We start from the raw sequence: 17093 nt of genomic DNA on the forward strand, positions 1-17093 counted from the left end.
TTCTTGAACGGGCGCGCCGGACGCTGCCTCAGAGCAGCACGATGTCGAACTGCTCCTGGGTGTAGCTGGCCTCGGCCTGGAGCGAGATCGGCTTGCCGATGAAGTCCGACAGCATCGCCAGGGACTGCGACTCCTCCTCCAGGAACAGATCGACCACCGCCGACGCGGCCAGCAGCCGGTATTCCCGGGCATTGAACTGGCGCGCCTCGCGCAGCAGTTCGCGCAGGATCTCGTAGCACATGGTCTGGGCGGTCTTGATCTCGCCCCGCCCGCCGCAGGTCGAGCAGGGTTCGCAGAGAATGTGGGCCAGCGATTCGCGGGTGCGCTTGCGGGTCATTTCCACCAGCCCCAGGGCGGTGAAGCCGTTGACGGTGATGCGGGTGTGGTCGCGGGCCAGGGCCTTGTTCAATTCGTCCAGCACCGCGATCTTGTGCTCCCCGGACTCCATGTCGATGAAGTCGAGCACGATGATGCCGCCCAGATTGCGCAGGCGCAGCTGGCGGGCGATGGTCTGCGCCGCCTCGAGATTGGTCTTGAAGATGGTGTCGTCGAAATTGCGCAGCCCCACGTAGCCGCCGGTGTTGACGTCGATGGTGGTCATCGCCTCGGTCTGGTCGATGATCAGGTAGCCGCCGGACTTGAGTTCCACCCGCCGCGCCAGCGCCTTCTGGATCTCGTCCTCGACGCCGTACAGGTCGAACAGCGGACGCTCGCCCGTATAGTGCGCCAGCAGCGGCAGCACCTGCGGCATGTACTCCTCGGCGAAGAGCGTCAGTTTCTGGAAGTTCTCCCGCGAGTCGATCAAGATCCGGGTGGTCTCCGGCGTCACCAGATCGCGCAGCACGCGCTGGCCCAGCGTCAGATCCTCGTGCAGGAGGAAGGGCGGCGCGGTGGACTGGGCGCGGTTGCGGATTTCGGCCCACAGGCGGCGCAGGTAGGCGATGTCGGCGGTCAGCTCGGCGTCGCTGGCGTTCTCGGCCATGGTGCGGACGATGTAGCCGCCGGTTTCGTCGGCGGGAACCAGGGTCTGCAACTTGTGCTTGAGCAGCTCCCGCGCCGCGTCGTCGCCGATCCGCTGCGAGATGCCGATATGCCTTTCCTGGGGCAGGTACACCAGCATCCGCCCGGCCAGGGAAATCTGCGTGGTGAGGCGGGCGCCCTTGCTGCCGATCGGGTCCTTGAGCACCTGCACCACCAGGTGCTGCCCCTCATACACCATGCGTTCGATCAGGCGCGCCTCGCCACCATGGCCGTTGCGCTGCTCCCAGATGTCGGCCACGTGCAGGAAGGCCGTGCGCTCCAGGCCGATCTCGACGAACGCCGACTGCATCCCGGGCAGCACCCGCACCACCTTGCCGCGATAGACATTGCCGACGATGCCGCGGCTGCCGGTACGCTCGATATGCAGTTCCTGCACCACCCCCTGCTGCATCAATGCAACGCGGGTTTCCTGGGGGGTGAAATTGATCAGAAAGGATTCGCTCATGGCGGCGTCGACGAAGAGGCTGGCTGCGGCATTCTACCCACCCGCCTACAGCGGGTAGCCGAAGCGCCGCAGCAGCAGCACGGTTTCGCACAAGGGCAGGCCGACGATGCCGGACGGCGAGCCGCGTATCTCCGCCACGAACATTGCGCCGCGCCCCTGCAGGCCGTAGGCGCCCGCCTTGTCCATCGGCTCGCCGCACGCCACGTAACGCTTGATCTCGTCCGCCGCCAATTCCCGGAAACTCACCTCGCTGACGCTCAACGCATGCTCGATGCGGCCCGGCGTCGCCACCGCTACCGCCGTCAGCACCCGGTGACTGCGGCCCGACAGGCGCGTCAGAATGGCGTGGGCGTCGGTCTCGTCGCGCGGCTTTCCGATGATGCGACCGTCCAGATCCAGGGCGGTGTCGGCCGCCAGCACCGGACGCGACAGCAAATGCCGTTTCCGGATCTGCTCCTGCCCATGAACGGCCTTGGCGCTGGCCACCCGCAGCACGTAATCCTCCGGCAACTCGCCGGGCAGGGGTGTTTCATCAACCTCCGGATCGGCGCGCTCTGCGCTGCGGAACAGCAGCAGGTCGAAACGGACGTTGATCTGGGTCAGCAGCTCGCGCCGCCGGGGACTGCGGGAAGCCAGGTAGATGCGGGATTCGACGGGCGCGCTCATGGATTACCGCGAAATAGTCAATTGAAACGGCAAGTCAAATGTTCGCGCGCAGCGAGTCGTCATTGCCACCTCCCCCAGAGAGGGGGGCGAAGGCGGGGTTTCGCGAAGCACTGCTTTGCGCCGCCGTAGCCGGTCGGCTGTGCAAAGCCGACCGTGGGCAGCTGGGAGAGGGAGGGCCTTCCTGCCCTCCGCGTATTTCATGCTCCGGGACGAAAAATTAGTTTCCATGAGCAATCGTCTCACTCGCGGTGGTAGGGATGGCCGCGCATCAGGCTGACGGCCCGATACAGGGCCTCGGCCAGAATCACGCGCACCAGGGCATGGGGCAGGGTCAGGCCGGAGATGCGCACCCGCTCGTCCGCTTCCTGCCTGAACGCCGGGTCCAGACCGTCGGGACCGCCGATCAGGAAGGCCACGTCGTCGCCTTCGTTCAACCAGCGCTGAAGCCGTTCCGCCAAGCCGCGAGTGGTCAGCTCCGTTCCCCGCTCGTCCAGGACGATGCGACGGCAACGCGCGGGCAGCGCCGACCGCAGCCGCACGGCTTCGGCCGCCATCATGGCCGCCACCGGCTTGCCCTCGGCGCGCGGTTCGGCCTTCACTTCCAGCAATTCAAGAGGCAACTCGCGCGGCATCCGCTTGGCAAACTCGCCGTAGCCGGCGCTCACCCAGTCGGGCATGCGCGTGCCGACCGCCGCGATCAGCAATTTCACGCTTGATCCGGACTCTTCGCGGCACCGCTCCGGCTGCGCCGGACGGACGCGGGCTTGGCGCGGGGCACGGGCGCTTCCCCATCCCCGTCGCCGGCTTCCTCGTCGGCGCCGGCCGCCGCGCGCCTGGCGCCCGACCGGCGGGCGCCGGCCTGCCACAGTTCCTCCAGGTTGTAGAAACTGCGGACCGCCGGCTGCATGACATGGACCACGATGTCGCCCAGATCCACCAGCACCCATTCGCCACCCGCCTCGCCCTCGACCCCGATCACCTCGCCGCCGGCTTCCTTCACCTTGTCATGGACATTGCGGGCCAGGGCCTTGACCTGGCGATTGGAGTTGCCACTGGCGATCACGATGCGCTCGAAGAGCGAGGTGAGCCTGGCGGTGTTGATGACTTCGATGTCCTCCCCCTTGATGTCCTCCAGGGCGGCGACGACGATTTTCTGTAGCTTGCGGATATCCATTCAAGAAGCCTGATAAAGATGGTTGCGATCAATATAGTCAAGCGCCGCGTCCGGCAGCAAATAGCGGATGCTGTCGCCCTGCGCCAGCATCCGGCGGATCGCGGTCGCGGAAATGTCGAGCGCCGTGATCGAAAAGGGCAGTATCCGACCGGCCGGCACGGCCGCCAGTTCCCCGGCGTCCCGAGCCTGGCGCCGCTCCAGTTCCCCGGCCAGGAGCGCCGGCAGCGCCGCGGCGTCGAGGTCGTGGCCGGGGCGCGTCGCCACCGCCAGATGGGCCAGGTCGAACAATTCGCGCCAGCGATGCCAGGACGCCAGGCCGAGGAACGCATCGGCGCCCACCAGCAGCACCAGCGGCCGCGCGGCGCCGAAGCGCTCGCGCAATCGCTCCAGGGTGGGTACGGTGTAGCTCGGCTGCGGGCTCTCGGCCTCCAGGGCGATCACCTCGAACGCGGGGTTGCCCTGCGCCGCCAGGCGCGCCATGGCCAGGCGATCGGCGGCGGGTGCCTGCGGCGCCGAGCGATGGGCGGGCCGGCCCGCCGGGATCAGGCAGACCCGCTGCAACCCCAGGCGGACGCGGGCCTCCTCGGCCAGGCGCAGGTGTCCGTAGTGGATCGGATCGAAAGTCCCGCCCAGGAGGCCGATGGGTTTGCGATCCTCCTCACGCATCGGCGCCGAAGACATCCCGATAGCTCAGGTACACGCTCGCCATCAGCACCGGCGCCAGCACCAGCATCATGAGCATGCGCAGGACCATCGCCACGCCGCCGGCGACGGCGCCCGACAGCAGGCTGGCCAGCACCACCAGCAATCCCGGCAACACCACGCCGATCGCGGCGATCACCAGGCCGTAGACGGCAAAGGCGCGCCAATTGCGTATCGTGGCGACGATGCTGAAGAACACCGCCTTGGCCGGTGCGACGCCCGCCCAGCCGGTCAGCATGGGAGCGAACCAGAAAGCCAGCATCAGCGGCATCGCCAGCACCAGCATCAGCAGCGCCAGACGCAGCAGCTGTTCGGGGTCGGGCTGCGCCAGATCCACGCTTTCCAGGCCCGACAGCGTCAGCATCAGCAACAGCAGCAGGGACGCCAGCAGATTGAGCCCCCCCAGCTGCAACAGTGCCTTGCGCTGTTCGCGCAGCCCCTGGAACAGGGTGCCCGGACGCAGTGCGCCGAAGGCGTCGATCTCGCGGCAGCCGTTGGCGACGATCAGGGTCATCGTGGGCAGGGCCAGGGTCAGCAGGAACGGTCCTATCAGGGGCAACAGATTGACCAGGAGGATGACCAGGAAATAGCCCAGCGTCAGGGCGGTCATCAGGGGCGGATTGGCTCGGAAAAGGCGGAATCCCGCCACGAGCCAGAGGACGCCATGGCGGGCGGGAAGACGGTGGGCCTGCATGAAGCTATGAAGAAGTCACAGAAAAATGTCGCGGTAGGAAGCGTAGACGGAGCCGACCACCACCGGCACCAGGACCAGCAGTCCCAGGCCGAAGGGAATCGCGGCGATGAAGCCGAGGACGAAAACCACCACGCCATACACCAGGAAAGGCAGAACGTTCTTCAGGCAAGCGGAGAAGCTGCCCTTGAGGGCCGCCAGCGGCGCCGCATCGCCGAGCATCACCAGCGGCACGGCGAACCACAGCGCCATGGTCAGCGGCACCGACAGCGCCATCACCAGCAGCCAGGCCATCAACATGCCGCCGACGGCCAGGGTGGCGCCGGCCACGGGCGCCACCTGCCCGCTCCACAGCCCTCCCATCATGGCGCCGCCGCCGATCAGGAAGGCGGCCAGGGCGATCGCCACCATCGCGGCCACGGAGAGCAGGCCCAGGGTGATCAGGTTGCCGGTGTTGGCGCGAAAGCCGGCGAGCAGCGTGTCGAACTGCAAGTCCTCGTCCCGCTCCTGCGCCGCGCACCCCGCCATCAGGCCGCCGAGAAAGACCGGCATCAGCAGGGCCGAGGCGATGCCGCCGAAAAAGGGCACCAGATGCAGCAGCACCTGAATGACGAACAGCACCACGGTCAAGGCGATCCAGATCGCCGGCGCCGCCCGGAACATGCGCCAGCCGTCGGCCAGCCACTGGGTGCCGCGCTCGATGCCGACCGTCCTGGGTTCACGGGGGGACTGTGCGGTTGGCACGATGGAGGTGGTTTCGTCGCTCATGGCCTTAGCGTGAACTAGTCAATTGAAACGGTAGGTCAAATATTCGAGCGCAGCGAGCAAACCGGTCACCGCCCCCGGAGAGGGGGAGGCTGGGAGGGGACAGGCCTGCCTGCCCTCCGCGTATTTCATGTTTCGGAGCGAGAATCCTGCGTCCATGAGCGGTCAATTCCAGGTCCGGATCACCCACATCGGCGGCTGCACGCTGGGGCCGAGCGCATCGCGGCGGGCCCAGGCGCCCTTGCCGTCCTCATCCACCAGATAGTAGGGCACGCCATGGCGGGGCGTGACCTTGAGCATGTAGAGGCGGCCGTTGATCCGGTATTCCTCGACCTTGTCCTCGCCCCGCTTGGTGATGGTCACCTGCGGCTCCAGTTCCTGGTCCAGCGCCACGCCGGGCGGAGGCGGCGGCACCTCGGGCAGCGGTTCCAGATTGTCCGGGCGCTTGGCGGCCGTGTCGGCCCAGGCGGGCAACGCGGCGGCGAGCAGGATGAGAAGCGTGAGGCGGCGCATGGGGTTTCCTTTCGAAATGCCGTCCGATTCTAGCAGAGGCACCGGATTCACAAATTGAGCAGAAGCTCGTGCTCCGCCGGCAGATGAGCGAAGCCGCGCCGCTCGTAGTGGCTGAAAATCGCCTCCACCACCGCCTCGGGTTCATCGATCACCTGCAGCAGGTTCATGTCGTCCGGATGGATCATGCCTTCCGCCACCAGCCGGTCGCGGAACCAGTCCACCAGCCCGCCCCAGAACCCGCTGCCCACCAGGATCATCGGGATGCGGGGCGACTTGCCGGTCTGGATCAGGGTCAGCGCCTCCAGCAATTCGTCCAAGGTGCCGAAACCGCCGGGCATCACCACGTAGGCCGAGGCGAGCTTGACGAACATGTACTTGCGGGCGAAAAAATGCCGGAAGGTCTGGGAAATGTCCTGGTAGCGGTTTTCCTTCTGCTCCATCGGCAACTGGATGTTGAGGCCGATGCTGACGCTCTTGCCGTCGAAGGCCCCTTTGTTGGCGGCCTCCATGATGCCGGGGCCGCCGCCGGAGATCACCGAGAATCCCGCGTCGGAGAGCAGCCGGGCGATTTTTTCGGTCAATTGGTAATACTCGCTCTCGGGCGCCACCCGGGCGCTGCCGAAAATCGAGACCGCCGGCCGCACCTGCGCCAGCCGGTCGGTGGCCTCGACGAACTCTGCCATAATGCCAAAGACGCGCCAGGCCTCGCGGGCGTTGGATGTCGGAGCTGCGGAAGGTCGCTCGAAGGGGGACGGCAACTTGTCTTTCGCGCTCATGAAACAAAACCTTTTCCGGTTAACAACTGCAAGAGAATACGGGGCACCGCACCCGGCGCCGCCCCTGTCCTCCGGTGAATGCTCTCCATGACCAAGCTGCTCCTAGTCGACGGTTCCTCCTACCTCTATCGCGCTTTCCACGCCCTGCCGGACCTGCGCAACCGCGCCGGGGAACCCACCGGCGCCATCTACGGCGTCATCAACATGCTGCGCCGGCTCGAAGCCGATCATAGCGCGGAGTACCGGGCCGTGGTGTTCGACGCCAAGGGCAGGACCTTCCGCGACGACTGGTACCCCGACTACAAGGCCCACCGCCCGCCGATGCCGGAGGACCTGGCGGCCCAGGTCGAGCCGCTCCACGCCTGTGTGCGGGCGCTGGGTTGGCCGCTGCTGATGGTCGAGGGCGTGGAGGCCGACGACGTGATCGGCACGCTGACCCGGCAGGCCGCCGCCGAAGGCATGGAGTGCATCGTCTCCACCGGCGACAAGGACCTGGCGCAACTGGTGAATTCCCGCGTCAAACTGGTGAACACCATGACCAACGAAGTGCTGGACGAAGCCGGCGTGGCGGCCAAGTTCGGCGTGGAGCCGCGACGCATCGTCGACTATCTGGCGCTGGTGGGGGACGCGGTGGACAACGTGCCCGGCGTGGAAAAAGTGGGGCCCAAGACCGCGGTCAAGTGGCTCGCCCAGTACGGCTCGCTCGACGCCATCATCGCCCATGCCGGCGAAATCAAGGGCGCCGTGGGCGACAACCTGCGCCGCCACCTCGATTTCCTGCCCCTGGGCAGGAAACTGGTGACCGTCGCCTGCGACCTCGACCTGCCGCAAAAACCCGCCGACCTCTTCCCCCGCGCCCACGACAACGCGCAACTGGCGGCGCTGTTCGGTCGCCTCGAATTCAAGACCTGGCTCAATGAAGTGCAAAACGGCGGCATGGCGCCGCCGCCGAATGGCGCGGCCAGGGCATCCAGAGCCGGGGCATCGGCCGCTGCCGCGCCGGCACTGGCGCAGCACGCGCGGGACCATTACGAGACCCTGCTCGCCACGGCCGACCTGGAGCGCTGGCTGGCGAAGATCGAGGCCGCCGAACTCACCTCTCTCGACACCGAGACCACCGACCTCGATCCGATGCGGGCGCGGCTGGTGGGCATCTCCTTCGCCGTTACGGAGCAGGGCCGCGTCGAGGCCGCCTACCTGCCCCTGGGTCACGCCTACGCCGGCGCCCCGGAACAACTGGCGCTGGCCGAAGCGCTGGCGCGGCTCAAACCCTGGCTGGAATCCCCGCGCCACAAGAAGCTGGGCCAGCACCTCAAGTACGACCGCCACGTCTTCGCCAACCACGGCATCGCCCTTGCCGGCATCGCCGAGGACACCCTGCTCGAATCCTACGTGCTGGAAAGCGACAAGCCCCACGATCTGGGTTCCCTGGCCTCGCGCCACCTGGGCCTGGCCACCATCGCCTACGACGACATCACCGGCAAGGGCGCCGCGCGCATCTCCTTCGCCCAGGTGGCGGTGGACACGGCCGCCGAATACGCGGCCGAGGACGCCGACATCACCCTGCGCGTGCATCGCCACTTCGCGCCGCTGCTGGCCGAGGAACCCAGGCTGGCAGCCCTCTACCGCGAGATCGAGCTGCCCACCGCGGAAGTGCTCTACCGCATGGAACGCAACGGCGTGCTGGTCGACGCCGGCGCCCTGGCGCGGCAGAGCGACGAACTGGGCCGGCGCCTGCTGCAACTGGAGCAAGACGCCCACACGCTGGCCGGCCAGCCCTTCAACCTGGCCTCGCCCAAGCAGCTGGCGGAAATCCTGTTCAATCAGCAGGGCCTGCCGGTGGTGAAAAAGACGCCGTCGGGCGGCCCGTCCACCGACGAGGAAGTGCTCACCCAACTGGCCGAGGACTACCCGCTGCCCAAGCTGCTGCTGGAGCACCGCAGTCTCAACAAGCTGAAGGGCACCTACACCGACAAGCTGCCGAAGATGATCAACCCCGCCACCGGACGGGTGCACACCAGCTTCTCGCAGGCGGTGGCGGTCACCGGCCGGCTCGCCTCCTCCGACCCCAACCTGCAGAACATCCCGATCCGCACCGAGGAAGGGCGGCGCATCCGCTCCGCCTTCGTCGCCCCGCCCGGACATCTGATCGTCTCGGCCGACTACTCGCAGATCGAGCTGCGCATCATGGCCCACCTCTCCAACGACGAAAGGCTGTTGCAGGCCTTCGCCCAGGGCGAGGACGTGCACCGCGCGACGGCGGCGGAGATCTTCGGCGTCACCCCGCTGGGGGTGGGCCCCGACCAGCGCCGCGCCGCCAAGGTGATCAACTTCGGCCTGATCTACGGCATGAGCGCCTTCGGCCTGGCGCGCGAACTGGGCATCGAGCGGACCGCCGCGAGCGCCTACATGGAACGCTACTTCGCCCGCTATCCGGGCGTCGCCCGCTACATGGAGGAGACGCGGCAGGCCGCCCGCGACCGGGGCTACGTGGAGACCGTGTTCGGCCGCCGCCTGTGGCTGCCGGAGATCAAGTCGAGCAACGTCGGCCGCCGCCAGGGCGCCGAGCGCGCCGCCATCAACGCGCCGATGCAGGGCACGGCGGCGGACCTGATCAAGCGGGCGATGATCGCCGTGCAGCACTGGCTGGACGCGGAAAGCCTGCGTTCCAGGCTGGTGTTGCAGGTCCACGACGAACTGGTGCTGGAGGTGCCGGACGACGAACTGGCCCAGGTCCGGGCCGCCCTGCCGCGCCTGATGGGCGGCGTCGCCCGCCTCTCGGTGCCGCTGCTGGTGGAAGTGGGTGCCGGCCCGAACTGGGACACGGCGCACTGACGGCGCGCCGGACGAGAAGCGCCCCTGCGTCTGCGGCCCGCCGCCTACCCCGCGCCGTCCGCCTCCAGCATCCGCCTCATGTGCGACATCACGGTGAGGTTGGCCGACTCCATGGCGGCGAGCGCCGCCAGCGCGCCCGGCATGTCGCCGGCCTGATACAGCCTGACCGCCTGGGCGGCATTCTGGTGCACCGCCTTGTGGGGGTCTTCCATTTCGCGGTAACCAGGCAGCCGGGAGAAACGCTCCTTGCCGTCGCCGTCGTAGTACCACTGCCCGAGGCGGCAGGTCGTGTGGTCGAGCAGGTCGTCGGGATCGAGCTGGGCCTTGCCCATGAACACCTGGTAGACGGCAAACTTCAGGCCGATCTCCTGGAGATTGGCCAGCTCGGCGTGTGAAATCACCGTGGCGGTGGAAATGGATGTCTCCAGATCGCCGGACAATTCGAACAGCCGCCGCATCCCTTGCGTCGCGGCGTCGCTGTCGTGGCTGAGGGTCCGTGCGTCTTCCGCGCTCTGCTCCATCAGCCCCTTGGTCTGGCTGGTGTCCTCCTGGATCTGGCCAACGAGATCGGCAATTTCAGTGGTCGCCTTGGCGGTGCGCTCGGCAAGCTTTCTCACCTCGTCGGCCACCACGGCGAAACCGCGCCCGTGTTCACCGGCGCGGGCCGCCTCGATGGCGGCGTTCAGGGCCAGCAGATTGGTCTGGTCGGCGATTTCCTTGATGAGCTGAACGATGCCGCCGATCTGGCTGGCCTGGGCGTGCAGGCTGGCAACGCTCGACGACGCGTCGCTGATGCGCTGGAACATCGAGCGCAGATCGCCGGCGATTTTTTCGAAGGCCTGGCGATTGTCGCCGGACTCCCTGGCCACCTCCATTGCGGACTCGCGCCGGTGCACCATATCGTGGGCGATTCGGGAAATGCCGCCGTCGACCTCCTGCAACGAATGGTTGAACAGGTCGAGGCTGGAAAACATTTCGGTGAAGAAATGCCGCTCGTCGCGCAATCGCTCCAGGTCCACGCGCAGCGCCGCGCTTTCCTGTTCCTCGCGGGCAAGCCGCTCGCGCAGCGCGTCCTCGCTCGCCCGCGATTGCTCGATTTCCCGCCGCAGGCGCTCACGCTCTTTCTTCTGGTTCCAGTCGAACATCGTTTTCCTCTGGATGAATCGTGGTTACGGGTGACTCCATGCCTTCCCCTGCCGGCTCTCACCTCACCAGGTGCCGTATTTCATCATAATTGCCGCGCAATATCGCCACGACATCGCCATCGATGGCATTTTCGCAGGCCATCTGGTCGAGAACGGCGATCGCGCGGGCCTGCTCCATCCCCTTGCGATAGGGCCGCTCTTCGGTGATGGCGGCGAAAATATCGGCGACGGCGACGATGCGCGAACCCAGCGGCACGTCCGTGTGCTGGTAGGGGTAGCCGCGTCCGTCGAGACGCTCGTGGTGCAAGGCCGCCCAGGTGTTGACCGTTTCCAGGCCGGGCACGGTCGAAAGGATCTGATGCGTGTAGTAGGGGTGCTGCTTCACGACGAGCAATTCCTCCGGCGTCAGTTTGTCGGGCTTGTGCAGGATGGCCGGCGGTACCGCGAGTTTGCCGATGTCGTGCAGGTGGCCGGCGATGCGCAGGAGCTTGGCCTGCTCGACCGAGAATCCGAGGTGCGCCCCCAGCCCCTCGGAAACCAGCGCCACGCTCAGCGAGTGCGTCGCCGTGAATGGCGTGAAGAAGTCGACGATCTTGCCGAAAATGCCGGACAGCTTGATCAGGGCTTCGAGGTCGAGTTCCAGCTCGCTGTGTCCGAAACGGCGGTGGATGGTGAATTCCTTGTGTTTATTGACGATGTCGAGCCAGAACGATTCCTTCCCGGACACCGTCTGAAAGGCCGCGGCGACTTCCGGATGGAAACGCTTGCCGCTGTCGAGGGCGACCCGCTCCCGAATGTCGCGCGCCTGCGCCAGGACATAACCGGCCGGGTCGGGCAGGATGGCGACGCGATCGGCCAGATGCAGAATTGCCGACAGCAGGGGGACTTCCTCCCCCGTGAATTCCTGCCCGCGTCCGAAATTCCATTCGACATGATGGAAGCAGATCGCTCGCGCCGCCGCGTCGAAAGGCAGGAACTCCCTCAGCATGCCGCGACCGACGAAACCGTGCGCATGGATGTTTTCAAGCAGCGTGGCCTCGTCGATGTGATAGTTCCGCAAGGCTTCGCCGAGCAGATGCAGCCGGCTCGACGACGAAACCGTGCCGACATCGTGCAAGGCCCCGGCAATGAGCACGGTCTGAACGTCCTCGTCAGGGAGCCCCAGTTCTTCGGCCAGGCAGCAGGCGATATAGGCGACACGCATGTGATGGTCGCCGATGGCGGGATGAAGCAGGTCGAGTGCGCGCGACAGGCCCAGCACCATGTCGAAGAGTTTTACCCGATACCTCGTGGCCTGATTGGGCATTTTCGTGGTCTCCTGAATCGCCCTGCCGGCGGGGTATGGCAATGTACCACAAAATGCCAAAGGAATAAATGAAGCAAAGGCCGGCGGAAGCGAGGTCGACGCCAGTTGCGCAATCGATCGTTCTTCTTCTGTGGTCTCCGTGCCCTCTGCGGCCAATCGAGGTTTTAAGGTTCAATCCGCCCCGACGCGGCGGCGTGCGCCCGGCGTTCCGTCGCGGCCAGACTCAGCAGCGCGGCGGCTAGAGCCAGGGACAGATTCGCCAGCCCACCGCTCCAGTAACCGTTGGTGAAATTGGCTGCGAGATAGGTCAAGAGGGTGGCGAAGACCGTCGCCACGAAGGCGCTGACGGCATCCGAACCCGGCGTCCGTGCACGCCGCAGCAGCGGGAGGCCCTCCCGGATCAGGGCCAGCCAGAACGCGGCCACCAGCAGCAGGCCGACGGCGCCGATCTCGAACAGCACCTGCAGGAAATAATTGTGCGGATTGACCCGCCCGTAGCTCGCCAGGCCCTGCGTCGGCAGGTAGTACGCCGCCAGGTCGGGGGCCGCGCGCCAGCGCTGGGCGAAACCGCCATCATTGATGGCCCAGGCGAGCTTCTTCCAGCCGTAGCCGTAGCCGGTCCAGGGTCGTTCCCGGATCACCTGCCAGGCGCCGTCCCAGACGCTCAGGCGCAGGCTGAGTCCCTCATTGGTGACATAGGTCTGCGACGACAGCAGGCTGTCGTAGTTGAAACGATCTCCCAGCGGGGAGAGCACGATCGCCAGGAAAACCGCGCCGATGACCAGTCCGCCGCGCAGCGCGAGGCGACGGCCGCGACAGAACAGCAGCAGCGCCAGGGCGCCGCCGGCACTCGCCAGCAGCGGGCTGCGGGAGCCGTATAGCGCCACCAGCGCAATGCCGACCACCAGCAACGCGGCGCCGCCGGCGCGCCACCAGCGCCCCTGGGCGCGGGTCAGCAGCCAGCCCAGCAACAGCGGCAAATAGTAGCCGCCCTTGTTGCCGTAGCCGCTCCACCAGCTATCGTGGGCATATTCCCGATCACCCAGGCCGCGCGCCGAGATCAGGGTCGCGGCATCGCCCACCGACAGCGCGCTCAGCAACGCGAAGCCGGCCAAGGCCGCCAGCACCAGGCGCCAGGCATCCGCCGCCGAACGCACCAGGACCAGGGCCGCGACGAACAGCGCGCCCTGCATCAACAAGTCCTGACGCATCGCCACCAGGCTGTCCGCCGGATAGGGGCCGCAGACCGATACCAGCAGCATCCAGCCCAGCAGCAGCAGGGCGATGCGGACCGCCGGAGAGGCGGGGAGGCGGACGGCGCGCCGCCGGACTCCGCGCAGCGCCAGCGCGCCAAGCACCCCCAGCAGGACGACCAGGGCCAGCCAGCGCAACGCGCCCAACTGGTTGAAGGGCTGCAGGAACAGCAGCAGTTGGAGCGCACCGCGCCCCAGCCGCTCCGGCCATCCGCCACCGGTGGGCATGGCGGTCAGCGCGGCCCGGCCACGGCACCGCCAGCGTTCCAGAGGGTTCATGAGGCTCATCGACGCGGCCGGCTCAGCACCCGCTCGACGGCGGCGACGATCTCGTCGTCCGTAATCAGCCGAATGCAGTCATGCGTCCCCGTCGCGCAGCGGTAGGGCGCGCGGAAGATGTGGGCGCAGGGCGCGCAGGGCAGCGGTTTTTGCAGGATGACGCTGGCCGGCAGCAGGGGGCGGGTCTCCTGCATGTTGCACGGCCCGGCGACCGAAACCAGCGGCGTCCCCACCGCGTCGGCCATGTAGGTGATGCCGGAGTCCACGCCCAGATAGGCGTCCAGCCGCTGCAACAGGGCCGGCATCTGCTCCAGCGCGAGCGCACCGCACAGGTTGCGCACGCGCGGGCTGCCGTCCAGCAGCGCCAGGATTTCCTCGCCCTGGGCGTGGTCGGACGTGGCGCCGATCAGCGCCAGCGCCAGCTCCGGCCGCGCCGCCAGCAACTGCGCGGCGACGGCGGCGATGCGGCGGCTGCCCAGCTCCTTGAGCTTGTTGGCGCTGCTGACGCCGATGCCCAGCACCTGCCCGCCCGCCGGCGACAGATCGGCGACCAGCGTGGCAACCAGCGCCTGCGCGTCCGACGCGGCGAACACTTCCTTGTCGAGGGTGGCGCCGCTCACGCCCAACCGCGCCACCAGGTCGAGGTAGGTCTCCATGATCAGCCGGTCGCCGCGATGCGCCGCCGTGGCCGTCCACAGGCCGCAGGCGAGGCGATAGGTGGTGCCGATGAAATTCGGCCGCACCGCCAGACGGATCGGCACCCCCGCCCAGAGGGTGGCCAGCGGATAGGCCAGGCCGGCGTTCAGGCAGACCACCGCGTCGTAGTCGCCGGCGGCGATCGTCGCCGCCAGGCGGCGCTTGCCCGCCAGGCCCTTCAAGGCGGCGGGCGGAAACTCGCGCACCGCGGCGACATGCGGGTTGAGGCGGAACAGCGGCGCGGTCAGCGGACTGGCCAGCACATGCACTTCGACGCCGCGTCCATCAATGTCCGCATCCGTCCGCAGGCCCTCGTCGATGGCCCGCAGCACCGGCGTCGAGCAGATCGCATCGCCGATCTTGGCCAGCTGGATCACCAGCACCCGACGCACGGGACCACGTCGCAGCCGCGCCCACAACCGCGCCCGAAACACCAGCAGCGGCCAGGCCAGCCAGGTCAGCAGCAACTGGATCACGCCACGGCTCCAGCCAGGTGGGCTTCGACGCCGGCCACGTAGTGCTCGATGGAGAAATCCGCCAGCACCACCTGCCGCCCCGCTTCGCCCATGCGCTGCCGCACTGCGGCGTCGCCCAGCAGCGTCTCCAGCCGCTGCGCCAGTTGACGGACGTCGCCGTAGGGGTAGAGCAGGCCGGTGCGCCCGTCCTGCACCAGCTCCCGCGAGCCGACCACGTCGCTGGCGATGACCGGCTTGGACAGCAGCATCGCTTCGAGGATGACGCGCGGCAGGCCCTCCTTGGCCGAGGCCAGCACCAGGATGTCCATCGCCGCCACCCATGGGAGCGGCGCCGCCTGGAAGCCGGCGAAGGTGATCGCGTCCTCCAGCTTCAGCTCGCGCGCCTGCGCCTCCAGGGCCGCCCGCTCTGGGCCGTCGCCCACCAGCAGAAGATGGAAGCGCGGCGCACCGCACTCGCGCGCGCGCGCGCGCACCAGGGCCGCGGCCTGCAACAGATCGTGGTTGGCCTTGCGCCGCACCAGGGAGCCGACGCTGCCGATCACGATCGCGCCCGGCACCAGGCCGGCCTCACGGCTCAGATCGACCGGGACCGGCGCCGGCTGGCGGCCGTCGATGGCGTTATGCACCACCGAGCACAACTCGGGCCGCACCCCCTGGCGCACCAGGGAGTCGCGCACGCCCGCCGACACGCAGATCACCTGCGCGGCGATGCGATTCACCGTGGCGACCTCCGCCGCCAGCAGGGTGGCCTCGATCCGGCAGTGCTGCACCACCGGCACGCGCGCCAGCTCGCCGGCGAGATAGCCCTCCTGGTTGGAGGACGGCTGGTTGTTGAGATACAGCAGGTCGAAACCGCCTTCCTCCAGCCGGCGGGCGATGCGCCGCGCCAGCGGCAGGATGCGCCAGCATCTTTCGACTTGATGCAGGAAGCGGCGGCGCCAGCCCGGCAGGGGCGTCAGGATCAGGCGCCCGAGTTCCTTGACCAGCTTGGCCCATTTCGGCTGCGTCGGCGGCGACATCACCTCGAAGGGGATGCCGAGCGCCGCCAGCCGGGCGCCGATGGTCTCGCCGCTGCCGCCCAGGTAGTCGCGGTAGAAGCACACGGTGATGCGGAAGCGCGCACGGTCGATCCGCTTCAGCAGTTCCAGCATGCTGTTGGTGCCGCCGCCCCATTCCTTGCCGCTGTCGAGGAGAAGGATGTTTTTCATGCCCCGCTTCCCGCGTCGAGCCGCGCCAGCACCGCCTGTTCCACCGAGTCCACGTCGATGCGGCGCATGCCCTCCTGGTCCTGGGACTTGGAAGTGACATCGCGCTCATAGGGCCGATGGATCACGGTATGGCACTCAGGATCATGGGCGGCGCCCGAGACCGCGGGATTCGAGACGGCGAACAGGCCCACCGTCGGCACGCCCATCGCCACCGCCACGTGCAGCGTGCCGGTATCGCCGCTCACCACCAGATCGAGGGCGGCCACCAGCGACGGCAGGGCCTCGATCGGCAGCGCGCCGGCGGCCACCCGCGCCGCCGGGCCGATGGCATCGGCAATGCGGCGGCAGCGCTCCGCTTCGTCGGGAGAACCGAGGAGTACGAACATCGCATTCGGATGGCGGACAAGTAGACGCCGCGCGAGGTCGACGAAATGTTCCTCCGGCCACATCCGCGCCCGGCTCGACGCGCCGGACTGGAAGCCGATCCGTGGCGCGGAACCGCGCCCCTCCCCCAGCCATTCGGCGACCCGCCGCTCCATCGCCGGCGGCCGTGGCAGGCTCATCCGCACACCAGCGGACGATGGGGACGACGCTCCCACCAAACGCGCCACCGCGAGACGCTGATCGAGGCCATGCCGAAAGGCGTCGCGGCCGACCAGGGGCTCGGCGTTCGAGAGCAGGAAGCGGAAGTCGTTGGCGTTCGGCAGCTTGAAGACGAAACGCGCGCCGGACAGGTAGGCCAGCGGCGTCGCCTGGGGTTCGTTGCCATGGAGGACCAGCGCCAGATCGCAGCGATAGCCGCGCAGGCTGCGCACGGTGGCAAGGAATCCCCGGTAGCCGCCCTGGTAGGCGACCACGTCGTCCAGCGCCGGGTGGTGGCCGAACAGTCTGACGTAGGCGCGATGGATCAGCGCGACGATGCGGGCGTCCGGATAGCGTGCTCGCACGGCATTCATCGCCGCCGTGGACATCACCGTGTCGCCCAGGGCCGTGGATGAGATCAGCAGGATCGAGCGCACGCCGGCCGGATCGAAGGCCGCGGCCGACGCATCGCGCCGGTCCAGTCGCTTGGCCAGCCGCAGTACGCCGCGGAGCAGGGATTCGCGCAGGCGGAGTCGCACG

Annotated in this window: 16 protein-coding genes and 1 pseudogene; 1 reads left to right on the forward strand and 16 read right to left on the reverse strand. The window is 67.9% G+C overall.

Going from position 1 to position 17093, the window contains the following annotated elements:
• Positions 1-28: 28 nt before the first annotated feature.
• The 9 genes from rng to B9N43_RS10120 form a co-directional block, all read right to left on the reverse strand.
• Complete coding sequence (rng, locus tag B9N43_RS10080; protein WP_145842076.1) at positions 29-1486, reverse strand: ribonuclease G; 1458 nt, start codon at positions 1484-1486, stop codon at positions 29-31.
• 45 nt (positions 1487-1531) lie between these two features.
• Entirely contained in the window at positions 1532-2152 is a 621-nt protein-coding gene (locus B9N43_RS10085; protein WP_145842077.1) for a Maf family protein, read from the reverse strand.
• 239 nt (positions 2153-2391) lie between these two features.
• On the reverse strand, positions 2392-2862 hold the full coding sequence (gene rlmH, locus B9N43_RS10090; RefSeq protein ID WP_145842078.1) for a 23S rRNA (pseudouridine(1915)-N(3))-methyltransferase RlmH: 471 nt from the start codon (positions 2860-2862) through the stop codon (positions 2392-2394).
• Positions 2859-3326 carry a ribosome silencing factor gene (rsfS, locus tag B9N43_RS10095; protein WP_145842079.1) on the reverse strand — a complete coding sequence of 156 codons (468 nt, stop codon included), beginning with the start codon at positions 3324-3326 and terminating at the stop codon, positions 2859-2861. Before rsfS ends, rlmH begins: the two co-directional genes overlap by 4 nt.
• A complete protein-coding gene (gene nadD, locus B9N43_RS10100; protein WP_222428704.1) occupies positions 3327-3992 on the reverse strand; it encodes a nicotinate-nucleotide adenylyltransferase in 666 nt (221 codons plus the stop codon).
• The gene (locus B9N43_RS10105; protein WP_145842081.1) at positions 3985-4722 is read right to left on the reverse strand and encodes a BPSS1780 family membrane protein; all 738 of its coding nucleotides are present in this window, start codon (positions 4720-4722) and stop codon (positions 3985-3987) included. The genes nadD and B9N43_RS10105 overlap by 8 nt, the downstream gene beginning before the upstream one ends.
• 15 nt (positions 4723-4737) lie before the next feature.
• A complete protein-coding gene (locus B9N43_RS10110; RefSeq protein WP_145842082.1) occupies positions 4738-5487 on the reverse strand; it encodes a BPSS1780 family membrane protein in 750 nt (249 codons plus the stop codon).
• A 162-nt stretch (positions 5488-5649) separates the two neighbouring features.
• Complete coding sequence (locus B9N43_RS10115; RefSeq protein ID WP_145842083.1) at positions 5650-5997, reverse strand: DUF2782 domain-containing protein; 348 nt, start codon at positions 5995-5997, stop codon at positions 5650-5652.
• A 47-nt stretch (positions 5998-6044) separates the two neighbouring features.
• The gene (locus B9N43_RS10120) at positions 6045-6773 is read right to left on the reverse strand and encodes a TIGR00730 family Rossman fold protein (protein ID WP_145842084.1); all 729 of its coding nucleotides are present in this window, start codon (positions 6771-6773) and stop codon (positions 6045-6047) included.
• An 87-nt stretch (positions 6774-6860) separates the two neighbouring features.
• On the opposite strand from B9N43_RS10120, the gene polA reads away from it, so the two are divergent.
• Entirely contained in the window at positions 6861-9608 is a 2748-nt protein-coding gene (gene polA, locus B9N43_RS10125) for a DNA polymerase I (RefSeq protein WP_145842085.1), read from the forward strand.
• Between the two features lie 44 nt (positions 9609-9652).
• On the opposite strand, the gene B9N43_RS17765 is transcribed toward polA, so the two are convergent.
• From B9N43_RS17765 to B9N43_RS10155, 7 genes and pseudogenes are all read right to left on the reverse strand, one after another.
• Entirely contained in the window at positions 9653-10009 is a 357-nt protein-coding gene (locus B9N43_RS17765; protein ID WP_261379443.1) for a CZB domain-containing protein, read from the reverse strand.
• 21 nt (positions 10010-10030) lie between these two features.
• Positions 10031-10354 (reverse strand): annotated as a pseudogene (locus B9N43_RS17770) (methyl-accepting chemotaxis protein); the annotation flags it as partial.
• 457 nt (positions 10355-10811) lie between these two features.
• On the reverse strand, positions 10812-12059 hold the full coding sequence (locus B9N43_RS10135) for an HD-GYP domain-containing protein (RefSeq protein WP_145842087.1): 1248 nt from the start codon (positions 12057-12059) through the stop codon (positions 10812-10814).
• Positions 12060-12223: 164 nt separating this feature from the next.
• On the reverse strand, positions 12224-13591 hold the full coding sequence (locus B9N43_RS10140) for an O-antigen ligase family protein (RefSeq protein ID WP_145842088.1): 1368 nt from the start codon (positions 13589-13591) through the stop codon (positions 12224-12226).
• Positions 13592-13596: 5 nt separating this feature from the next.
• A complete protein-coding gene (locus B9N43_RS10145; protein WP_145842089.1) occupies positions 13597-14763 on the reverse strand; it encodes a glycosyltransferase family 9 protein in 1167 nt (388 codons plus the stop codon).
• Positions 14760-15971, reverse strand: coding sequence for a glycosyltransferase (locus B9N43_RS10150; protein WP_145842090.1), 1212 nt, complete (start codon positions 15969-15971; stop codon positions 14760-14762). The genes B9N43_RS10145 and B9N43_RS10150 overlap by 4 nt, the downstream gene beginning before the upstream one ends.
• Positions 15968-17092, reverse strand: coding sequence for a glycosyltransferase family 9 protein (locus B9N43_RS10155; RefSeq protein ID WP_145842091.1), 1125 nt, complete (start codon positions 17090-17092; stop codon positions 15968-15970). The genes B9N43_RS10150 and B9N43_RS10155 overlap by 4 nt, the downstream gene beginning before the upstream one ends.
• Between the last annotated feature and the right edge of the window lies 1 nt (position 17093).

Origin of the sequence: Denitratisoma sp. DHT3, assembly GCF_007833355.1 — a bacterium.
In the GTDB taxonomy this organism is placed as follows: domain Bacteria; phylum Pseudomonadota; class Gammaproteobacteria; order Burkholderiales; family Rhodocyclaceae; genus Denitratisoma.

Coding starts and splice junctions, on each gene's coding strand:
- rng (WP_145842076.1), bottom strand. CDS start 1,486: ATGAGCGAATCCTTTCTGATCAATTTCACCCCCCAGGAAACCCGCGTT.
- B9N43_RS10085 (WP_145842077.1), bottom strand. CDS start 2,152: ATGAGCGCGCCCGTCGAATCCCGCATCTACCTGGCTTCCCGCAGTCCC.
- rsfS (WP_145842079.1), bottom strand. CDS start 3,326: ATGGATATCCGCAAGCTACAGAAAATCGTCGTCGCCGCCCTGGAGGAC.
- nadD (WP_222428704.1), bottom strand. CDS start 3,992: ATGCGTGAGGAGGATCGCAAACCCATCGGCCTCCTGGGCGGGACTTTC.
- B9N43_RS10105 (WP_145842081.1), bottom strand. CDS start 4,722: ATGCAGGCCCACCGTCTTCCCGCCCGCCATGGCGTCCTCTGGCTCGTG.
- B9N43_RS10110 (WP_145842082.1), bottom strand. CDS start 5,487: ATGAGCGACGAAACCACCTCCATCGTGCCAACCGCACAGTCCCCCCGT.
- B9N43_RS10115 (WP_145842083.1), bottom strand. CDS start 5,997: ATGCGCCGCCTCACGCTTCTCATCCTGCTCGCCGCCGCGTTGCCCGCC.
- B9N43_RS10120 (WP_145842084.1), bottom strand. CDS start 6,773: ATGAGCGCGAAAGACAAGTTGCCGTCCCCCTTCGAGCGACCTTCCGCA.
- polA (WP_145842085.1), top strand. CDS start 6,861: ATGACCAAGCTGCTCCTAGTCGACGGTTCCTCCTACCTCTATCGCGCT.
- B9N43_RS10135 (WP_145842087.1), bottom strand. CDS start 12,059: ATGCCCAATCAGGCCACGAGGTATCGGGTAAAACTCTTCGACATGGTG.
- B9N43_RS10140 (WP_145842088.1), bottom strand. CDS start 13,591: ATGAACCCTCTGGAACGCTGGCGGTGCCGTGGCCGGGCCGCGCTGACC.
- B9N43_RS10150 (WP_145842090.1), bottom strand. CDS start 15,971: ATGAAAAACATCCTTCTCCTCGACAGCGGCAAGGAATGGGGCGGCGGC.